At 59.7% G+C, this 19399-nt stretch carries 17 protein-coding genes; 7 read left to right on the top strand and 10 right to left on the bottom strand.

Features of this window, described 5'->3' with window-relative positions:
* Positions 1-96 precede the first annotated feature (96 nt).
* Genes CLV74_RS00380 through CLV74_RS00365 form a run of 4 tightly spaced genes read left to right on the top strand, consistent with a single transcriptional unit; the run spans position 97 to position 5674 of the window.
* Complete coding sequence (locus CLV74_RS00380) at positions 97-1164, top strand: AI-2E family transporter (RefSeq protein WP_106262234.1); 1068 nt, start codon at positions 97-99, stop codon at positions 1162-1164.
* Between the two features lie 13 nt (positions 1165-1177).
* Positions 1178-1855, top strand: a complete 678-nt coding sequence (locus CLV74_RS00375) for a P-loop NTPase family protein (protein ID WP_106262233.1) — start codon at positions 1178-1180, stop codon at positions 1853-1855.
* Positions 1856-1899: 44 nt separating this feature from the next.
* Positions 1900-4074: an RNA degradosome polyphosphate kinase gene (locus tag CLV74_RS00370; protein ID WP_106262603.1), complete on the top strand. Its 2175-nt coding sequence runs from the start codon at positions 1900-1902 to the stop codon at positions 4072-4074.
* A 55-nt stretch (positions 4075-4129) separates the two neighbouring features.
* Entirely contained in the window at positions 4130-5674 is a 1545-nt protein-coding gene (locus tag CLV74_RS00365) for a Ppx/GppA family phosphatase (protein WP_106262232.1), read from the top strand.
* On the opposite strand, the gene CLV74_RS00360 is transcribed toward CLV74_RS00365, so the two are convergent.
* From CLV74_RS00360 to scpA, 4 genes are all read right to left on the bottom strand, one after another.
* On the bottom strand, positions 5671-6663 hold the full coding sequence (locus tag CLV74_RS00360) for an endonuclease/exonuclease/phosphatase family protein (RefSeq protein ID WP_106262231.1): 993 nt from the start codon (positions 6661-6663) through the stop codon (positions 5671-5673). The genes CLV74_RS00365 and CLV74_RS00360 overlap by 4 nt on opposite strands.
* Entirely contained in the window at positions 6660-7340 is a 681-nt protein-coding gene (locus tag CLV74_RS00355; RefSeq protein WP_106262230.1) for a TerB family tellurite resistance protein, read from the bottom strand. The genes CLV74_RS00360 and CLV74_RS00355 overlap by 4 nt, the downstream gene beginning before the upstream one ends.
* A 43-nt stretch (positions 7341-7383) precedes the next feature.
* Positions 7384-7863 (bottom strand): GNAT family N-acetyltransferase, encoded by a 480-nt coding sequence (locus CLV74_RS00350; protein WP_106262602.1) that lies wholly within the window; start codon positions 7861-7863, stop codon positions 7384-7386.
* Positions 7864-7967: 104 nt separating this feature from the next.
* On the bottom strand, positions 7968-10097 hold the full coding sequence (scpA, locus tag CLV74_RS00345) for a methylmalonyl-CoA mutase (protein WP_106262229.1): 2130 nt from the start codon (positions 10095-10097) through the stop codon (positions 7968-7970).
* Positions 10098-10205: 108 nt separating this feature from the next.
* Here scpA and CLV74_RS00340 point away from each other — a divergent pair, with 108 nt between their 5' ends.
* On the top strand, positions 10206-10643 hold the full coding sequence (locus CLV74_RS00340) for a DUF4174 domain-containing protein (protein ID WP_106262228.1): 438 nt from the start codon (positions 10206-10208) through the stop codon (positions 10641-10643).
* Between the two features lie 71 nt (positions 10644-10714).
* On the opposite strand, the gene CLV74_RS00335 is transcribed toward CLV74_RS00340, so the two are convergent.
* The 6 genes from CLV74_RS00335 to CLV74_RS00315 form a co-directional block, all read right to left on the bottom strand.
* The gene (locus CLV74_RS00335) at positions 10715-12715 is read right to left on the bottom strand and encodes an acetyl-CoA carboxylase biotin carboxylase subunit (RefSeq protein WP_106262227.1); all 2001 of its coding nucleotides are present in this window, start codon (positions 12713-12715) and stop codon (positions 10715-10717) included.
* Between the two features lie 17 nt (positions 12716-12732).
* Complete coding sequence (locus CLV74_RS23425; RefSeq protein ID WP_170107959.1) at positions 12733-13398, bottom strand: hypothetical protein; 666 nt, start codon at positions 13396-13398, stop codon at positions 12733-12735.
* The gene (locus tag CLV74_RS00325; protein WP_106262225.1) at positions 13386-13751 is read right to left on the bottom strand and encodes a hypothetical protein; all 366 of its coding nucleotides are present in this window, start codon (positions 13749-13751) and stop codon (positions 13386-13388) included. Before CLV74_RS00325 ends, CLV74_RS23425 begins: the two co-directional genes overlap by 13 nt.
* A gap of 84 nt (positions 13752-13835) precedes the next feature.
* On the bottom strand, positions 13836-13979 hold the full coding sequence (locus tag CLV74_RS22690; RefSeq protein ID WP_170107958.1) for a hypothetical protein: 144 nt from the start codon (positions 13977-13979) through the stop codon (positions 13836-13838).
* A gap of 220 nt (positions 13980-14199) precedes the next feature.
* Positions 14200-14595: a DUF6497 family protein gene (locus CLV74_RS00320; RefSeq protein WP_106262224.1), complete on the bottom strand. Its 396-nt coding sequence runs from the start codon at positions 14593-14595 to the stop codon at positions 14200-14202.
* A 350-nt stretch (positions 14596-14945) separates the two neighbouring features.
* Positions 14946-16478 carry an acyl-CoA carboxylase subunit beta gene (locus tag CLV74_RS00315; RefSeq protein ID WP_106262223.1) on the bottom strand — a complete coding sequence of 511 codons (1533 nt, stop codon included), beginning with the start codon at positions 16476-16478 and terminating at the stop codon, positions 14946-14948.
* Between the two features lie 190 nt (positions 16479-16668).
* Here CLV74_RS00315 and CLV74_RS00310 point away from each other — a divergent pair, with 190 nt between their 5' ends.
* Together CLV74_RS00310 and CLV74_RS00305 are read left to right on the top strand one after the other, a co-directional pair.
* Positions 16669-17859, top strand: coding sequence for a multidrug effflux MFS transporter (locus CLV74_RS00310; RefSeq protein WP_245888410.1), 1191 nt, complete (start codon positions 16669-16671; stop codon positions 17857-17859).
* Positions 17860-17920: 61 nt separating this feature from the next.
* Positions 17921-19312: a helix-turn-helix domain-containing protein gene (locus CLV74_RS00305; RefSeq protein WP_106262221.1), complete on the top strand. Its 1392-nt coding sequence runs from the start codon at positions 17921-17923 to the stop codon at positions 19310-19312.
* Positions 19313-19399: the final 87 nt, after the last annotated feature.

Below are 19399 nucleotides of genomic sequence, written 5' to 3'. Positions count from 1 at the left end.
CTTTGTGCGCCTGACAGCCCTGCAAAGGTGTCCCCATCTTGAAACAAGGCCCCTCTTGGGCGACATACTGGGGGCAGGACAGCGAAAGGAAGCCCCGTGTCATTGCCAATTTCTCAGCAGGCCAAATACTGGGGCCTTTCGACCGCGGTCTTTCTTCTGCTCTTGTGGTTGCTCGGAGATATCCTGCTGCCGTTCTTTGTCGGCGCGGCGGTGGCCTACTTCCTGGACCCTGTAGCCGACCGGCTGGAGTTAGCGGGCTTTAGCCGCGCCATGGCGACGCTGACGATCACGCTTGTGGCCGTGCTGGTGTTTGTGGTTGCCGCGCTGGTGATCATACCCACCATGGTCGAGCAGGCGGTGAACCTCTTTAAAACCGCGCCGCAAATCTTCCAGCGCCTGCAAGACATCCTGACCGAGCGGTTCCCCGAGCTGGTCAACGAAGGCAGCCCCGTGCGCAAGACACTGGCCTCTGTCGGCGCGACCATTCAGGAAAAGGGCGGCACGCTGCTGGAATCGGCGCTGACCTCGGCAGCCTCGCTGGTGGGCATCCTGATGTTTCTGGTCATCGTGCCGGTCGTCTCATTCTACCTGCTGCTGGACTGGGACAACATGATCGCAAAGATCGACGATCTTCTGCCCCGTGACCATGCCCCTGTGGTGCGCCGGATTTTCAATGACATCGACAGGACGCTGGCAGGTTTCGTCCGCGGACAGGGCACAGTCTGTCTGGTGCTTGGGACCTACTACGCAATCTCGCTGATGATCGTCGGACTGAACTTCGGCCTCGTGGTCGGCTTTTTCGCCGGTCTGATCAGCTTTATCCCTTATGTGGGCGCGATTTTCGGCGGTGTTCTGGCGATCGGTCTGGCCCTGTTCCAGTTCTGGGGCGACTGGTGGATGATCGTCGCGGTGCTGGTGGTGTTCCAGATCGGCCAGATCATCGAAGGCAACGTCCTGACGCCGCTGCTGGTGGGCAGTTCTGTCGGCCTGCATCCGGTCTGGCTGATTTTAGCCCTGTCGGTTTTCGGCTCATTGTTCGGATTTATCGGGATGCTGGTTGCGGTTCCCTTGGCTGCTGCATTAGGAGTGCTGATCCGTTATCTGGCATCACAATACAAAGACAGCCGCCTCTATAAGGGACTAAGCGGCCGGGACGCCCCGTAAGAAGTTAAGAACTATGGCACGACAGCTCAGCTTTAATCTGCCCGTGCGCCCCGCACTGGGGCGCGAGGATTTCTTTGTCTCTCCCGGCAATGCGATGGCGGTTGCCCTGCTGGACGGCTGGCGCAATTGGGCAGGCGGCAAACTGGTTCTGTATGGGCCCAAAGGGTCGGGCAAAAGCCATCTGGCCCATGTGTGGGCCTCTAGCACCGATGCCAAGATCATCAAGGCCGCCGACCTGACCGAAGAGGCTGTTCCCGAACTGGCCCACGGTCATGTGGCAGTCGAAAACGTGTCCGATATCGCTGGCAACGCACAGGCCGAACAGACCCTGTTTCACCTGCACAACCTTGTGCTGGCCGAGGGCAAGCGCCTGCTTTTGACTGATAAAACCCCCGCGCAGGTCTGGGGCCTTGCCCTGCCCGACCTGCAAAGCCGGATGCAGGGCGCGCAGTCCATCGGCCTGCCCGCGCCCGACGATGCGCTGCTCAGCGCCGTTCTGACCAAACTGTTTGCCGACCGGCAATTGTTCCCCTCGCCCGACACGCTGAGTTACCTCGTGCGGCACATGGACCGTTCATTCGCCACGGCGGGTAAGATGGTTGCCCTGATCGACCGCACCGCCTTGGAGCAAGGGCGGGCCGTGAACCGCAAACTAGCGTCGGAAGTGCTGGACAAACTGGGCAAAGACTGATTGCCTCTTGGGCGAATTCTATACTCTTGCTGGACGCCAAGCCCATGATTAGCGCCGATTTTTTGCACAACGCTTTCCCCGAAGCCGTCGAACTGCCCGTCGAAGAGACCGAGGGCGTCCGCCGCTATTTCAACCGCGAACTCAGCTGGCTGGGATTTAACCTGCGCGTTCTGGAAGAGGCCGAGAACCCGCGTGTGCCCCTGCTGGAGAGGCTGCGCTTTATCTCGATCAGTGCGACCAACCTTGATGAGTTCTACACTGTTCGTGTCGCGGGCCTGCGTGAATTGAAACGCGAAGGCAACACCACCCCCGCCGCCGATGGCCTGACCCCCAGCCAGCAGCTCAAGCTGATAGACGCTGACGCCCGCGCCCTGATGGACCGCCAGCAGACCGCGTGGCAGGCCCTGCGGGTCGAGATGGCTGCCGAAGGCATCGAAATTCTGAACCGCTTTCAGTTGAACAAGGCCGACAAAGAGCATCTGGCGAATGTCTTCCTCAATCAGGTTTTCGCCGTTCTCTCGCCTCTGGCCATCGATCCGGCGCACCCCTTCCCCTTCATCCCCAACACCGGCTTCACGCTGGCGCTGGAATTGGAGCGGATGCAGAACAACAAGACCCTGCAGGCGCTGCTGCCGATCCCCGCGCAGATTCCGCGATTTATCCGCTTGCCCGCAGAGGAAGGCCAGTTCCGCTTTATTCCCCTGGAAGAGCTGCTGCTGCTGCATCTGGACCAGCTGTTCCCCGGTTATCGCCTGAAAGCGCACTGCATGTTCCGTGTGCTGCGCGACAGCGATCTGGAGGTCGAGGAAGAAGCGGAAGATCTGGTGCGCGAGTTTGAAAGCGCCCTGAAACGCCGCCGACGCGGTGAAGTCATCCGTATGAAGATCAGCGCAAAGGCCCCCGCAGGCCTGATGAACATCATCATGCGCGAGCTTCATGTCAGCGACGAAGAGGTGATCGAGGTCGACGGCGTTATCGGTATGGCCGATCTGAAAGAGCTGATCATCGACGATCTGCCTCACTTGCTGTGGCCGAACTTTACCCCTCGCGTGCCTGAGCGGGTCAGCGATCACGACAACGACATGTTCAAGGCGATCCGCAAGAAGGACATGCTGCTGCACCACCCCTATGAGACCTTCGACATGGTGGTGCGCTTCCTTCAGCAAGCGGCACGTGACCCGAATGTGGTGGCGATCAAGCAGACGCTGTACCGGACCTCAAAAGACAGTCCCATCGTCGAGGCCCTGTGCGAGGCCGCCGAGGACGGCAAATCGGTGACCGCTCTGGTCGAGTTGAAAGCCCGTTTCGATGAGGCCGCCAACATCCGCCAGTCGCGCCGGCTGGAACGGGCGGGCGCCCATGTAGTTTATGGCTTTGTGGACCAGAAAACCCACGCCAAGATCAGCACCGTGGTGCGCCGTGAAGGAGACCAGTTGGTGACCTACAGTCACTTTGGCACCGGCAACTACCACCCGATTACGGCCAAGATTTACACGGACCTCAGCCTTTTCACCTGTGACGCGGCCTTGGGGCGCGATGCGGTGAAGGTCTTTAACTACCTGTCGGGCTACGCGATGCCCGAACACTTGGAAAACCTCTCGATCAGCCCGACCGACATGAAGCAGGACCTGATCAAGATGATCGAGGCCGAGGCCGAGCACGCCCGTGCCGGGCGTGCGGCAGGTATTTGGGCCAAGATGAATTCACTGATCGAGCCCGATGTCATCGACGCGCTTTATGCGGCCAGTCAGGCAGGGGTTCCGATTTCACTGGTGATCCGAGGCATCTGCGGCCTGCGCCCCGGCATCAAGGGCCTGAGCGAGAATATCCGCGTCAAATCCATCGTCGGGCGTTTTCTGGAGCATTCGCGGATTTGCTGCTTTGGCAACGGGCACGGGCTGCCCTCGCGCAATGCGCGGGTCTTTATCAGCTCCGCCGACTGGATGGGCCGCAACCTGAATCGGCGCGTCGAGACCTTGATCGAGGTGCATAACCCCACCGTGAAAGCGCAGATCGTCGATCAGGTAATGGCCGCGAATATGGCGGATGTAGCCCAAAGCTGGGTGATGGCCCCCGATGGCAAGTTCACCCGCGCCAGCGTTCCCGAAGGGCAGTTTGCCTTTAACTGTCACCGCTTCTTCATGGAATTTCCGTCTTTGTCTGGACGTGGATCGGCAGGTGCGGCAGATGTTCCGAAATTGACCCACACCGACGATTGACCCCTTGACCGGAAATCACCAAGGTGCGTTAACAAATTGCAAGAATGGACTCGAGATGATCGACCAGACTGCCGCCCGTGGCACTGATGGCGCCGTGTTTCTGCGCCCGTTGATTTCCGATGCACAGGCCCGCGCCCTGTCAAAGGTAGGGGTGGTCGATGTCGGCTCAAACTCGGTCCGATTGGTGATTTTCGACGGCGCTGCCCGTAGTCCGGCCTATTTCTACAACGAAAAGGTCATGTGCGGCTTGGGGGCTGGCTTGTCCGAGACCGGCAAGCTGAACCCCGAAGGCAAGGAAAAGGCCCGCGCCGCCCTGCACCGTTTTCAGGCGCTGGCGGAAAGTCTGGGAATCGCGCCTTTGCATGTGGTAGCCACCGCTGCCATGCGCGAAGCCTCGGACGGGGCCGCTTTTACCGCCGAGATCGAAGCCGAGACCGGCATGACGATCCACATCATTGATGGCGAGGAAGAGGCACGGTTGTCCGCCCAAGGTGTGCTGCTTGGCTGGCCCGGAGCCTATGGTCTGATCTGCGATATCGGTGGCAGTTCGATGGAGTTGGCCGAAATCCGCGGCGGAGCTGTCGGCAAATGCGTGACCTCTCAATTAGGGCCGCTGAAGCTACAGGATGTCCCCGGCGATGCTGAGGGACGCGCAGCCTATATCAATGAAACTCTAGACCGGCTGACCGACGTGATGGGCCCCCAGCACGACCGTCTGTTCCTTGTGGGCGGCAGCTGGCGTGCGATCGCCCGTATCGATATGGAACGCCGCCAGTATCCCCTGCATGTGCTGCATGAATACCGCATGACCTGCGATGATCTGAAGGCCACGCTGGAGTTCCTACGGGCGGAACCCGATCATACCGAGCTGCGTAAGCGTTGCGGCATCTCTGCAGGCCGGATGGCGCTGGTCCCCTTGGCAGCCGAGGTTCTGGCAGGCGTGGTGGAACGGTTCGATCCGGCAGACATCGCGATCTCCAGCTACGGGATTCGCGAAGGGCTGCTTTATGAGCAAATGCCACAGGAATTGCGCGACCGCGATCCGCTGATCGAAGCGTGCCGCTTCTCTGAACGCAAAGACGCGCGCCTGCCCGGTTTCGGCAAGACACTGTACAATTTTCTGCTGCCGATTTTCGAACGAGCCCCCCTGTCGCGCAAACGGATCATTAAGGCCGCATGTCTGCTGCATGACGTGACATGGCGCGCGCACCCCGATTATCGGGCTGATGTCTGCTTTGACAACGCAACCCGCGCGAACCTTGGCGGCCTGACCCATAGCGAGCGGGTCTTTCTGGGGCTGGCCCTGCTTTATCGCTACAAGAACAAACCCAACCCCAACTTTGACATTGTGGCAGATCTGATCACCGAAGAGGACCGGCGCGAGGCCGAGGTTCTTGGCAAGGCGATGCGCTTTGGGGCGATGTTGTGGCTGAACCCCAGCGCGACGCCCGCGCAAATCCGCTGGATGGAGGACGTCCGCCGTCTGGAACTGCGCCTGCCCGCCCAAGCGGCAGAGCTATATTCAGATGTGGCCGCATCACGGTTCGAATCCTTGGCCGCCGCGCTGGATGCCACGACCGAGGTTGTGCGCGTCGGTTAATCCGCCAGAGTCATCGTCACGGGAAAATGGTCCGATGCTGTCAGCAGCGCCTTTTGCAGTGCCGTATCGCGCCAACAGGCAGCATCATCGAACGGATGCCAGATGCGCCAGTCCTGCGCCACGGGGCGCAGGTTTTCTGACACCATCAGATAGTCCAGCAGCGCCTCAAGATATCGGTTTTCCTCAGGGATAAAGAATCGGGCCGAGCTTGGCGGCGCCTCCAGCCGCACCTGCAACGCACGGCACGCGTGGGGATCAAAAAGGGGATGCGACCCGTCCCCCATGATGATTTCAACGGAGGAACGGCCGAACAGCTTTTCGTATTCATCCAGCCCGGGACCGTCATTCAGATCCCCCGCCAAGATCACGTCGTGGCCCGCCGCCATATCCGCCTCTAACCGCCGACGCAGCCAGATCGCCTGCGCAAGCTGCTTGCGCCGGTTGCTGATCGATAGGCGCATTGCCTCAGCCGCGTTGCGCGCACCATGAGGGGCTTTGGACTTCAGATGCGCGCCATAAAAACGGAAACTGCGGGTATCCGTGACCACTTGCACCTCTAGTGGCGGCTTGGAAAAGCGTATTTCGTCGTATTGAGCGTCGATATCCAGATCGATGCCGAAGGTCTGATCAAACCGTGGCGCGCCCAGATCTGTGGGATCATGGGTCACCTCGCAAAGATCGGGATCATAAAGCACCGCAATCTCTTGCTGGGTGTCGTTGGAAAAGCCGATCATCGCTTCACGGGCACGCAGGCGGAACCTATCCGCGAATGCTTCAAGCGCCGGTGCGGTGCGCCGCTTGCGGCCTTGATCAGGGGCCTCGATCACCATGATCAGATCCGCATCCATGGACCGGAACACATGGCCTAGCGCAGCAATCTGCTCGGATCGGCTGACGCCATGACGGCCCGACAACCCGCCATCGATCAACGCCCCGTCATCATCGAAAAGCGTGTTGAACCATTCGACATTGTACGAGGCCAGTTTCACCGTGCGCCCCGCCCGATCTCTTCCCAAGCGCGGTTCACGTCCTGCAACCGCCGCTCGGCCAGTTTGATCGCTTCGGGCGGCACCCCTCGGGACATCATCCGATCCGGATGCGCCTCACGCACCGCTATGCGCCAAGCCGCCCGTATCTCCTCAGCCGAGGCATCATGAGACACCCCAAGCACCTCATAGGGATCAGGCGCCACGCCGGGAACAAACCGCGCTTTCAAGCGGCGAAACCGCTGCGGGTCCATTTCCAGAATCTCCGCCACCCGTTGCAGGAACACATCCTCCGCCGGGTGATAGGTCCCATCCGCCATAGCGATATGGAACAGCCCCTCCATCAGATCGCAAATCGCCTCATTCTCTTCGCGGAACATCCCCCTGATCCGGCGCGCATAATCCTCAAACCCCGCCACATCCTGACGGGCCAGATTGAACACGCGGGCCGCATTGGCCTCTTCTTCAGGGGAAATCTGGAACACTTCACGAAAGGCGGTCACCTCATCGCGCGTCACCAAACCATCGGCCTTCGCCATCTTGGCCGACAAGGCAATCACAGCAATCGTAAAACCGACCGAGCGTTCGGGCGGTGTGCGCAACCGTTCAAAGACTGCGGAAAGGCCCTCACCTTGGGCCAGCGCGGCAAGCGCGTCAGAAATACGAGACCAAATCGACATGGCCCGCACCCTATCTGCAACCTATTGCCCTGTCAGCGGGAATTCACAGGAATTTCTGCATCAGCACCAAATCCATCCAGCGCCCGAATTTGAAACCCACTTCCGGAAGGCGCACCCGCTCTTCAAATCCCAGCGCCCGATGAAAGGCCACGCCGTCCGGGTTCTCGCCGCTAACGCCTGCAAATAAACTATGCACACCTTCAGCCCGCGCGGCCCCGATCAAAGCCTCCATTAGCGCACGGCCAACGCCCATGCCCCGCGCCTCAGCCGATAACATCACCGAATGCTCTTTGGTCCGCCCATAGCCAGGCCCGCCGCGAAAAGCAGAATAGGTGGCAAAACCCACAACTGCGCCACCCAATTCGGCCACCTGAAACCCTGCACCACGCGCAGAAATATCAGCCGCAATTCCGGCCGCCGTCTTTTCATCTGTGGTAAAAGTCACTGCGGTCTCCCGAACAAACACGTTCCAGATCGCCGCAATCTCTGCTGCATCGCTTCCACGCGCAGCCCGCACCAGCACACTCATCCCTGCCCCTTTCATCTTGGGCGAAATACCTTCGGGGGTGAATTGGCGCGAAGAGCGCCAAGAGGGGGCAGACAGCCCCCTCTCGGCAAAAGCTAGCCTTACGACCGGGCTTCTTCAATAAGGCGCAGGATGTCCTGAGCTGCCGACGGAATATTGGTGCCGGGACCGAAAATGGCCTTCACACCTGCCGCCTTGAGGAAGTCATAGTCCTGCTGGGGGATCACACCTCCACAGATGACGATGATGTCACCAGCGCCCTGCTCTTCCAGCACCTTGATCAGCGCGGGCGCCAGCGTCTTGTGGCCTGCTGCCTGCGAGGAAATCCCGATCACATGCACGTCGTTGTCGATCGCGTCCTGAGCGGCCTCTTCGGGGGTCTGGAACAGCGGGCCTACATCCACGTCGAACCCGATATCGGCAAAGGCAGTGGCGATGACCTTGGCGCCGCGGTCGTGACCGTCCTGCCCCATTTTCACCACCAGCATACGGGGACGGCGGCCTTCCTTCTCGGCGAAATCTTCCACCGATTTCTGGATGGCGGCAAAGCCTTCGTCGCCCTCATAGGCCGCGCCATAGACGCCTGCCAAGGTCTTCACTTCGGCACGGTGACGGCCGAACTCTTTTTCCATAGCCATGCTGATCTCTCCGACCGAGGCCCGGGCACGCGCTGCTTCCACAGCCGCCTCAAGCAGGTTACCGCCTTCTTGCGAACGACGGGTCAGTTCTTCCAGCGCAGCTTGGCAAGCGGCCTCGTCACGCGATGCGCGGATGCGCTCAAGGCGAGCGACCTGAGCTTCGCGCACCTTGGTGTTGTCGATCTCAAGAATGTCGATCGGGTCTTCTTTGTCCTTGCGGTACTTGTTCACGCCGACGATTACCTCATCGCCGCGGTCGATGTCTGCCTGACGACGGGCTGCGGTCTCTTCGATGCGCAGCTTGGGCATGCCGGACGCAACCGCCTTGGTCATGCCGCCCATCTCTTCGACTTCCTCGATCAGCGCCCAAGCCTTCTCGGCCAGTTCGTTGGTCAGGCTCTCGACGTAATAGCTACCTGCCAGCGGATCGACGACGTTGGTGACGCCGGTCTCTTCCTGAAGGATCAGCTGGGTGTTCCGCGCGATGCGGGCGCTGAATTCGGTGGGCAGCGCGATGGCTTCGTCCAGCGCATTGGTGTGCAGCGACTGAGTACCACCAAGCACCGCCGACATCGCCTCATAGGCAGTGCGGATCACGTTGTTATAGGGGTCCTGCTCTTGCAGCGACACGCCCGAGGTCTGGCAGTGGGTGCGCAGCATTTTCGAGCGGGGATCTTTGGGCTCGAACTCATCCATGATGCGCGACCACAGCATACGGGCAGCACGCAGCTTGGCAGCTTCCATGAAGAAGTTCATGCCAATCGCAAAGAAGAACGACAGGCGGCCTGCGAACTTGTCCACGTTCATGCCACGGGCAATGGCAGCACGCACGTATTCACGACCATCGGCCAGAGTGTAGGCCAGTTCCTGCACCAAGTTCGCACCAGCTTCCTGCATGTGGTAGCCGGAGATCGAGATGCTGTTGAACTTGGGCATCTCGTTCGAGGTGTATTCGATGATGTCCGCAATGATCCGCATCGAAGGCTCGGGCGGATAGATGTAGGTGTTGCGGACCATGAATTCCTTCAGAATGTCGTTCTGAATGGTGCCCGACAGCACGGCCTTATCGTGGCCCTGCTCTTCACCAGCAACGATAAAGTTCGCAAGGATCGGGATCACCGCGCCGTTCATGGTCATCGAGACCGAAACCTTGTCCAGCGGAATACCGTCGAACAGGATCTTCATGTCTTCGACGCTGTCGATGGCCACACCGGCCTTGCCCACGTCACCAACCACACGGGGGTGATCGCTGTCATAGCCGCGGTGCGTCGCAAGGTCGAAAGCAACCGACACACCCTGCTGACCGGCAGCAAGGTTCTTGCGGTAGAAGGCGTTCGATTCCTCAGCGGTCGAGAAGCCCGCGTACTGGCGGATGGTCCAAGGACGGCCCGCATACATGGTTGCCTTCACGCCACGGGTGAAGGGCGCGAAACCCGGCACACCGCCCATATGGGGCAGCTCTGCGGTGTCCTCGGCGGTGTACAGCGGCTTGACCTCGATCCCTTCGAGGGTCTGCCAGTTCAGGTTCTCCAGCGGCTTGCCCCGCAGTTCCTTTTCGGCAAGGGCGCGCCAGGCGTCTTTGTCTTGGGTCATCAGGTCATTCCTCCAATCGACGCGGGCCTGCCATCTTGTGACATTTCCGCGGAAAAAAGCTTCGAATTCGGGGGCATCGCCCCTATCTCTAAAGCGACAGGAGGAGCCATGACCCGACTTGCCGCCATTTTCATAATGTTATTGTCGCTGACCAGCCCTGCCGTTTCGGCACAAGAGACGGACATGACCGACGCCATCATTCTGGATGGGAAAACTGCCGAACTTTCGCAGTTCAAGTGGACCCATCGTCCTTTGGCCGTCTTTGCGGACAGTCCCGCCGATCCGGCCTTTATCCGGCAGATGGACCTGCTGAACGCCGACCTGCCTGCGTTGCTGGACCGCGACGTGGTGGTGCTGGTGGACACCGACCCTGACGCCAAATCCGACATCCGCCGCACGCTGCGCCCAAGGGGATTTGGCATCGTGCTGATCGGCAAGGACGGCGGCATCAAACTGCGCAAACCCGTCCCTTGGACCGTGCGTGAGCTGTCCCACACCATCGACAAAATGCCCATGCGCCAACAGGAACTGAGCGAGCGTCGCTGACGCCGCCCGCCGCTCCGGCCCCAAGGGGCCGAAGCGTTCAGGCAGCTTATGTCAGCCACGCCCTTCATGGATCATTCGAATTCCATGATCACTTCGTCGACCGCCAGACTGTCACCAGCGCCAGCGTTGATCTTGGTGACGGTGGCCTTCTTCTCGGCGCGGAGGATGTTTTCCATCTTCATCGCCTCGATGGTGCACAGGGCCTGACCTTCCTGAACCTCGTCGCCAACGGCAACGTTCATCTTCACCACGACGCCGGGCATCGGGCAAAGCAGCATCTTCGAGGTATCGGGCGGCAGTTTCTCCGGCATCAGCAGGGCCAGTTCGGCCTGACGGGGGCTGTAGACATGCACCTTCAGGTCCGCGCCGCGGCTGCGGATACGGAAACCGTTGGTGATTTTGCCAGTCTTCAGGACCAGCGGGCTGCCACCAACCGAAAGGGTCGCCAGTTGGTCACCGGGTGTCCAATCGCTTTCAACGCGCAAAGTGGTACCGTCAGCAAACGTCACGTCCGAGCCCTTGGGGTCAGCCGCGATGTTCACAACGAACTCGGCGCCGCCAAGACGGACAACCCAATCATCGCCAACCTTACGCTCGTGGTTATCCATGGTGCCCGAGATACGGGTACGACGGATTTCCGCGACGCGGTTCATGGCGGCGCAGGCCGCTGCGATACGCTGTAGGTCTGCCTCGGGCAGGTCCACACCGGCAAAGCCTTCGGGATATTCTTCCGCGATGAACGCAGTGGTCATATCGCCCGAGACGAACTTGGGGTGATCCATCACAGCCGACAGGAACGGTAGGTTGTGACCGATGCCTTCCACTTCAAAGCTGTCCAACGCGACGCGCATTTCCTCGATCGCTTCCAGACGGGTCGGCGCCCATGTGCAAAGCTTGGCGATCATCGGGTCGTAGTACATGCTGATCTCGCCGCCTTCATAGACGCCGGTATCGTTACGTACTGCGCGGCCTTCCTCGGCGATCTCTGCCGGCGGACGGTAGCGGGTCAGACGGCCGATCGAGGGCAGGAAGTTCCGGTAGGGATCTTCTGCGTACAGGCGGCTTTCCATCGCCCAACCGTTCAGCTTCACATCGTCTTGGGTCATGGTCAGCGGCTCGCCATTGGCGACGCGGATCATCTGTTCCACAAGGTCGACACCGGTGATCAGTTCGGTCACGGGGTGTTCCACCTGCAGACGGGTGTTCATCTCAAGGAAGTAGAAGTTCTTCGCGCCATCGACGATGAATTCCACGGTGCCCGCGCTGGTGTAGCCCACGGCCTTGGCAAGAGCCACGGCCTGTTCGCCCATCGCTTTGCGGGTCGCTTCATCAAGGAACGGGCTGGGAGCCTCTTCGATGACTTTCTGGTTCCGGCGCTGGATCGAGCATTCACGCTCGCCCAGATAGATGCCGTTGCCGTGCGCATCGCACAGAACCTGAATTTCGATGTGACGGGGCTGGGTCACGAACTTTTCGATGAAGATACGGTCATCACCAAAGCTGTTGGCCGCCTCGTTCTTGGACGATTCGAAACCTTCGCGGGCCTCGGTGTCGTTCCAAGCGATACGCATCCCCTTACCGCCGCCACCGGCAGAGGCTTTGATCATCACGGGATAGCCGATCTGCTGGCTGATTTTCACAGCCTCTTCGGCGTCCTCGATCAGCCCCATGTAGCCGGGAACGGTGCTGACGCCCGCTTCCTGAGCGATCTTTTTCGAGGTGATCTTGTCACCCATCGCCTCAATGGCTTTCTTGGGGGGGCCGACAAAGGCCACGCCTTCGGCTTCCAGAGCCTCGGCGAATTTGCTGTTTTCCGACAGGAAGCCGTAGCCCGGGTGCACGGCCTGAGCGCCGGTCTGGCGGATCGCATCCATCACCTTATCGATGACGATATACGACTGGTTCGCAGGCGGAGGACCGATGTGCACCGATTCATCAGCCATCTCTACATGCAGCGCATGCTTGTCTGCATCCGAATAGATGGCCACGGTTTTGATGCCCATCTTACGCGCCGTTTTGATCACGCGGCATGCGATCTCGCCACGGTTGGCAATGAGGATCTTGTCGAACATTGGTCTCCGTCCCTTTCTTAAGTCCAGCATGAGAGCGCGGCTTTTCGCGCTCTGACTGGTTCGCCAATAAAAAAGCCACCGGCTGCCCGAGGGCACCCGATGGCTGGAAATCTGTTTTGCGCGCCAAAGAGGCGCTGCGTGGTCTGCTTAGTTGCAGCGACCGGTTGTACGGCAATAGGCAACGTTGCCGGCACCGCCGACGACTGCGCCAGTGACCACATCGCCACCAGTGACTGCACCTGCTGCTGCACCTGCGCCTGCACCCAGCAGCGCTTGTTCACCAAGGGTGTCACCGCAAGCCGACAGGCCAGTGATTGCGACAACTGCAACGATCCAGGTTTTCTTGAGCATTTCGAGGTCCTTTCAATTGAACTGCACTCGTCCATCAGATTGGCGGCGCTGGATGAAAGGACAACGCAAATTTCCGTTAAGCGGTTCCACTGCGCGGCAATTCGCTGAGACACAAGCGTGTGATCAGACGGTTTTCCGCCGTAAACCAAAGAAAGAGATTGGAACGCGCGGCGCAACCCATGCGCCAGCGCGTTTGTCTGGCCGAGACCAGAGGCTTTGGGCAGATTTGCCTGCCGGAACGCTGCCGCACCCGCGCGATGGGCAGCACGGCGCAGCATCTGCGCCCCCTGTCCAGCGGCGCGCGTGACGACATATGCGTTCATTCCAGCCATTCAGAGCTCCCGTCCAGAATCTGGGGGAAGGTCCGTTCGACCTCTTTCACGTTGATCTGCAGCAACGACTCATAGCTTGCGGGATCAAAGGGGTCTTCGGCAGCGATCACTTCGCGCTCGAACAGCCAGCTCAGGCGGCCAGCGTCCAGATTGCCGCGCTCGAACGGCTCTTCGCCGAACTGCACCCACAATGCTGCAAGGAAGCATTCATCCGCTCGGCGGTCCACATTCTTGCGGTCCGGAAAACGCTTTAGCGCCTTCAGGGGCGTCACCCCACGGGGATTCGCACGTCGAATGGTGAATTGGTAATCAGAGCCGGGCATCCGCCCGGGAAAGCCGCGATGTTTTAGCATGGTAGTCCCCATTTTTGCAGGGACGGACCATTTCCGCAGCCATGAGCGGGCCCGACGGCCCGCCCCGGTTTCGTCAGTACATGCTTACTTGTACTTGCCGGTGTAAGCGGGTTCCACCGAAATGGGCTCGGGGGCAACGTAGACGGGCTCGGGCTCGGGCTGTTTTGCACAAGCGGATACCGATGCGACCATGGCGACTGCGGCCATTGCGATGATGAATTTCGACATCTCTGTCTCCTGTAAGTATCATTATAAACCGGCGTCTGGGTTTTCAGTACTGCCGGGCACTGCTTCGAGGTATGGGGGTCTTGGGATACTCCCGACACAACAATACCGCGAATTTTTCGTGCTGCATACGGACAAGTTACGACAGATGCTTTCTGTGGCGGAAAATCCGCAACAGTCAGCCGATAAAGGGACTTAGCTGCGTTCAGAACAGGCGTCATCATCAGAATGCCTCCCAAACACAGGTTGCATCGGTGACGCTGAAAGCCTCAAAAAACTGGACTGCTTCGGGGTCGCTGTCACCAAAAACAACGGGACGATCAGACATGCTCAGAATGATATGGGCCACGTCGTGACCCTGACCTGTTAGCTCAGGCAAAGCATATTGATCGCAAAGAGCAGGGAAATCCCCGGCCACCCGATCATAGCCTGCATCGGCCAGATCGGGTGCCAGGTATCTGTATCGGGCCTGAACCTTTCCATCAGGCAGATTCTCGAGAATCACTTCCTGAAGAGAAAGATCCAGACCCGAAGGCACGGTGGGGGCCCCCTCCTGCCCCGCAGCCGTGGTCGCCGCTCCGAAGAGGGCAACAAAAACCGAGATACGCACAACACTCATCGTGCGCGTCCCGCGTGCATCACCCAGCGCGATCTTCGCGCGGCATCGTTCAAAACTGATGAAACAACAGCTTGCGTGTGTTGTCTAGGCCACATTCCATTGACCTGACCGCCAGCACGCACGCGGAAACAATTACCCGTTGGAAGCACCACTATCACAGGAGAGTAGCCTTTCAAACCCTTGAGTTCGCGCCAAATGTCCTGTCGGATCTGATGAGCCAGTTTGATCGGGTTGCACGTCGGAAGATTCGTTTCGACCGCAAAGTCGAAACGCGCGGGAATTCGGCGGGACAGAGTAATCTCGCCCGCTTCACCTTTGCAAATATGCCAATTCTTCCCGCGCATTTTTGTTTAGAGAGGGATGTTGTCGTGCTTCTTCCAAGGCATGCTGCGCTTCTTCTGACGCAGCGCCGCGAAGGCACGAGACACACGACGGCGAGTGCTATGGGGCATGATGACTTCGTCGATGAAGCCACGCTCGGCGGCCACGAAGGGATTCGCGAATCGGTCTTCGTAGTTCTTTGCCCGCTCGGCGATTTTCTCAGGGTCGCCCAGTTCGGAACGATAGAGAATCTCGGTCGCGCCCTTGGCACCCATCACCGCGATTTCCGCAGTCGGCCACGCGTAGTTGAAGTCCGAACGCAGGTGCTTGGACGCCATAACGTCGTAGGCACCGCCGTAGGCTTTACGGGTGATGACGGTCACTTTGGGAACGGTCGCTTCGCCATAAGCAAACAGCAGCTTCGCGCCGTGCTTGATAACGCCGTTGTATTCCTGCGAGGTGCCGGGAAGGAAGCCGGGCACGTCCACCAGAGTCAGGATCGGAATTTCGAAGCAGTCACAGAAGCGGACAAAGCGCGCGGCCTTGCGGCTGCTGTCGATATCCAGACAGCCCGCCAGAACCATCGGCTGGTTTGCGACGACACCAACGGTCTGACCTTCCAGGCGGATGAAGCCGGTGATCATGTTCTTGGCGTATTCGGCCTGAATCTCGTAGAAATCACCCTCGTCCGCGACTTTGTGGATCAGTTCCTTCATGTCGTAGGGGGTGTTGGCGTTCTCGGGGATCAGCGTATCAAGGCTGTTTTCCACACGGCCGGGCGCATCGAAGAAGGGACGCACGGGTGCCTTTTCGCGGTTCGACAGCGGGAGGAAGTCCACCAGACGGCGAACTTCGGTCAGCGCCTCGACGTCGTTTTCAAACGCGCCATCAGCGACCGAGCTTTTCTTGGTGTGGGTGATCGCGCCGCCCAGTTCCTCGGCGGTGACGTGTTCGTTGGTCACGGTCTTGACCACGTCGGGGCCGGTCACGAACATGTAGCTGCTGTCCTTCACCATGAAGATGAAGTCCGTCATCGCAGGCGAATACACCGCGCCGCCGGCGCAGGGGCCCATGATCACGCTGATCTGCGGGATCACACCCGAAGCTTCGATGTTGCGCTGGAACACTTCGGCATAACCGGCCAACGAGGCAACGCCTTCCTGAATACGCGCACCGCCCGAGTCGTTGATACCGATCACAGGCGCGCCGTTCTGCATCGCCATATCCATGATCTTGCAGATCTTCTGGGCGTGGGTTTCCGACAGCGAGCCGCCAAAGACGGTAAAGTCCTGACTGAACACATAGACCATACGGCCATTGATGGTGCCCCAGCCGGTCACAACGCCGTCACCGTAGGGACGGTTTTCCTGCATGCCGAACTCGGTGCAGCGGTGCGCGACGAACATGTCGAACTCTTCAAAGCTGCCTTCGTCCAACAGCAACTCGATGCGCTCACGCGCGGTCAGCTTGCCCTTGGCATGCTGCGAGTCGATCCGTTTCTGACCACCACCGGCGCGGGCTTGCTCCCGGCGGGTTTCCAATTCTTGCAGGATATCTTTCATGCTGTGCCCTCCGCTTTCGCGCGACCTTATGCGGGCATGCTGCGTGCGCAAAGCACGTAATGGCAAATTTGCAAATTGTTGACTGTAACTAAATTTCAAAATGCAAATCTGCTAAATCACCAATCAGAATTGGACAGAATGCCAGTAAGTCGCGAAGACTTCCGCTGAAATAATGAGACGACACAAGACGATGTTCAACAGAACAACACCACCGCACATCGTAACTCTGATCCTTTTGGCGGGGATTTCAGCGCTATCGATGAATATCTTCCTGCCATCGCTGCCGGGAATGACCGAATATTTCCACACCGACTACCGGCTGATGCAGCTATCGGTCGCACTTTATCTGGCGGTGAACGCAGTTCTGCAAATCTTCATCGGACCATTTGCAGACAAATTCGGGCGACGCCCGATCCTGCTGGTGGCGCTGGTGATCTTTCTGCTGGCGACCCTTGGCACCCTGCTGGCCCCGAACGCCTATGCGTTTTTGGTGTTCCGCATGACGCAAGCGGTGATCGTGGCGGGGATGGTGCTGTCGCGGGCAATTGTGCGGGACGTCCACGATCAGGATTCTGCGGCCAGCATGATCGGCTATGTGACCATGGGCATGGCGCTGGTCCCGATGATCAGCCCTGCCATCGGGGGCGTTCTGGATGCGGCGTTCGGCTGGCACGCGAATTTCTGGGGACTGTTCCTTCTTGGCGCGCTGATGCTGGCGCTGGTCTACTTCGATCTGGGAGAGACCGGCAAACCCCGCGACATCTCATTGCTGGGGCAGTTCAAGGAGTACCCGCAGCTGCTGACCTCGCCGCGGTTCTGGGCCTATTCGTTGGCGGCTGCGGCAGCCTCGGGGGCCTTCTTTGCCTACCTTGGCGGAGCGCCTTTCGTGGGAAATGACATCTATGGGCTGCCGCCCGAGACACTTGGCCTCTACTTTTCAGCGCCTGCGATCGGCTATTTCGTCGGGAACTTTGTCAGCGGCAAATTCTCGGTCCGTGTGGGGATCAACCGGATGATCTTCTGGGGCTCGGTCATCAATTCGGCGGGCATTGCGGTATCCTTGCTGATCCACTTGGCGGGCGCAGGCACGGTGATGGTGTTCTTCGGCTTTATGACTGCCGTAGGCGTGGGAAACGGCATGGTCATCCCCAACGCCACCGCCGGTTCGCTATCGGTCCGCCCCCATCTGGCAGGGACGGCCAGCGGCCTTGGCGGCGCGATCATGATCGGCGGCGGCGCGGCTCTGTCGGCCATCGCGGGCAGCCTCTTGTCAATCGAGACAGGCGCATGGCCCCTGCTGGCCATCATGCTGGCCAGCGCCCTTTGCGCCATCGTCGCGATCCTTTTCGTCATGTTACGGGAGCGACAACTCGCCCGTTGATGCTGCAATTTGCAAAGCGTATCTTGGTCAAAAGTAAACCCGCAAAGTCAGAGGTGAACGAATGGCCCCGCAAAAGCTCTACGCTGGCGTCAAACTGCGCGAGATCCGCTCGCGTCTTGGCCTGACCCAAAAAGATTTTGCGGGCAAACTTGGGGTGTCCCTGCCCTATCTGAACCAGATGGAGAACAACAACCGTCCGGTCAGTACCTCAGTGGTTCTGGCGCTGGCGTCCGAGTTCGGCTTTGACGTGACCGAGCTATCGACGGGGGACAGCGAACGCCTTGTCAGCGACATGCGTGAGGCGCTGGCCGATCCGGTCTTCACCGATGCGCCGCCTCCCCTGGCCGACCTGCGCTTGGCCGCCAGCAACGCACCCGCTTTGGCCCGTGCCTTCCTGCATCTCCACCGCGCTTACCGGCAAACACACGAACGGCTTGCCTCACTGGATGAGGCGCTGGGGCGCGAAGATGCCCGCGTGCAGCCGTCCCCTTGGGAAGAGGTCCGAGACTTCTTCCATTACTGCGACAACTACATTGATGCGGTCGACCGCACCGCCGAGCGTTTTGCCGAACGCTTCCCCGGAACCGCAGGGGCCGAGACCGCTTTGGTTGAGCATGGCGTCACCATCCGAATGATCACAGGGCCGGTCCTGCGCAGCTATGATTCTGAAACGCGGGTGCTGTCTTTGTCCGACCGCTCGCCCCCCGAAACGCGCCGATTCCAGATGCTGCTACAGCTGGCCCTACTGACCCAGAACAAGCTGCTAGAGGCCACACTGGACCTTGCCCGTTTCCAGACGAACGAGGCCCGCGCCATCGCGAAAATCGGCCTTGCGAATTACTTCGCAGGCGCAGCATTGATGCCCTATGGGCCGTTCCTGAAGGCGGCGCAGGACTGCCGTCACGATCTGGAAATTCTGGCCACTCGATTTGGTGCCTCAATCGAACAAGTGGCCCATCGCCTGTCCACCATGCAGCGCCCCGGCGCCAAGGGTATCCCGTTCTTTTTCGTCCGCGTGGATCAGGCCGGAACCATCACCAAGCGCCATTCTGCCACGCGCCTACAATTCGCCCGTTTCGGCGGTGCGTGCCCGCTTTGGAACGTTCACCGTGCTTTCGAGACACCCGGACACTTCTTACGGCAGTTAGCGGAAACACCGGACGGGGTGAAATACCTGTGCCTAGCGCGGGATGTTTCAAAGCCCGGCGGGGCCTTTGGTGCGCCGGTAAGGCGCTACGCCATTTGTCTGGGATGCGAGGTACGCCATGCGGGCGATCTGGTGTACGCGGACAGTCTTGATGTGACCAATGCGGCTGCCTTTGAACCCATCGGGATCAGTTGCCGCATCTGCGAAAGAACCGACTGTCACCAGCGGTCCGTGCCACCCCTTGAACGCCGCCTCAGCATCGAGCCGTTCCAGCGCGGGGTCTTGCCATACAGGGTCGAAAAATAGTTGGGGCCGAATACCGTTACACTCGATCAATAAAGACCGGATGCCCCCGGACATCCGGCCCCATGTTCAAATAGTCCGTCCCTCCAC

The sequence above is a fragment of the Donghicola tyrosinivorans genome (assembly GCF_003003355.1).
Taxonomy (GTDB): Bacteria; Pseudomonadota; Alphaproteobacteria; order Rhodobacterales; family Rhodobacteraceae; genus Donghicola; species Donghicola tyrosinivorans.
This window is presented reverse-complemented; position numbering and strand designations above follow the sequence as displayed.

Coding starts and splice junctions, on each gene's coding strand:
- CLV74_RS00375 (WP_106262233.1), top strand. CDS start 1,178: ATGGCACGACAGCTCAGCTTTAATCTGCCCGTGCGCCCCGCACTGGGG.
- CLV74_RS00370 (WP_106262603.1), top strand. CDS start 1,900: ATGATTAGCGCCGATTTTTTGCACAACGCTTTCCCCGAAGCCGTCGAA.
- CLV74_RS00365 (WP_106262232.1), top strand. CDS start 4,130: ATGATCGACCAGACTGCCGCCCGTGGCACTGATGGCGCCGTGTTTCTG.
- CLV74_RS00355 (WP_106262230.1), bottom strand. CDS start 7,340: ATGTCGATTTGGTCTCGTATTTCTGACGCGCTTGCCGCGCTGGCCCAA.
- scpA (WP_106262229.1), bottom strand. CDS start 10,097: ATGACCCAAGACAAAGACGCCTGGCGCGCCCTTGCCGAAAAGGAACTG.
- CLV74_RS00340 (WP_106262228.1), top strand. CDS start 10,206: ATGACCCGACTTGCCGCCATTTTCATAATGTTATTGTCGCTGACCAGC.
- CLV74_RS00335 (WP_106262227.1), bottom strand. CDS start 12,715: ATGTTCGACAAGATCCTCATTGCCAACCGTGGCGAGATCGCATGCCGC.
- CLV74_RS23425 (WP_170107959.1), bottom strand. CDS start 13,398: ATGGCTGGAATGAACGCATATGTCGTCACGCGCGCCGCTGGACAGGGG.
- CLV74_RS00325 (WP_106262225.1), bottom strand. CDS start 13,751: ATGCTAAAACATCGCGGCTTTCCCGGGCGGATGCCCGGCTCTGATTAC.
- CLV74_RS22690 (WP_170107958.1), bottom strand. CDS start 13,979: ATGTCGAAATTCATCATCGCAATGGCCGCAGTCGCCATGGTCGCATCG.
- CLV74_RS00320 (WP_106262224.1), bottom strand. CDS start 14,595: ATGAGTGTTGTGCGTATCTCGGTTTTTGTTGCCCTCTTCGGAGCGGCG.
- CLV74_RS00315 (WP_106262223.1), bottom strand. CDS start 16,478: ATGAAAGATATCCTGCAAGAATTGGAAACCCGCCGGGAGCAAGCCCGC.
- CLV74_RS00310 (WP_245888410.1), top strand. CDS start 16,669: ATGTTCAACAGAACAACACCACCGCACATCGTAACTCTGATCCTTTTG.
- CLV74_RS00305 (WP_106262221.1), top strand. CDS start 17,921: ATGGCCCCGCAAAAGCTCTACGCTGGCGTCAAACTGCGCGAGATCCGC.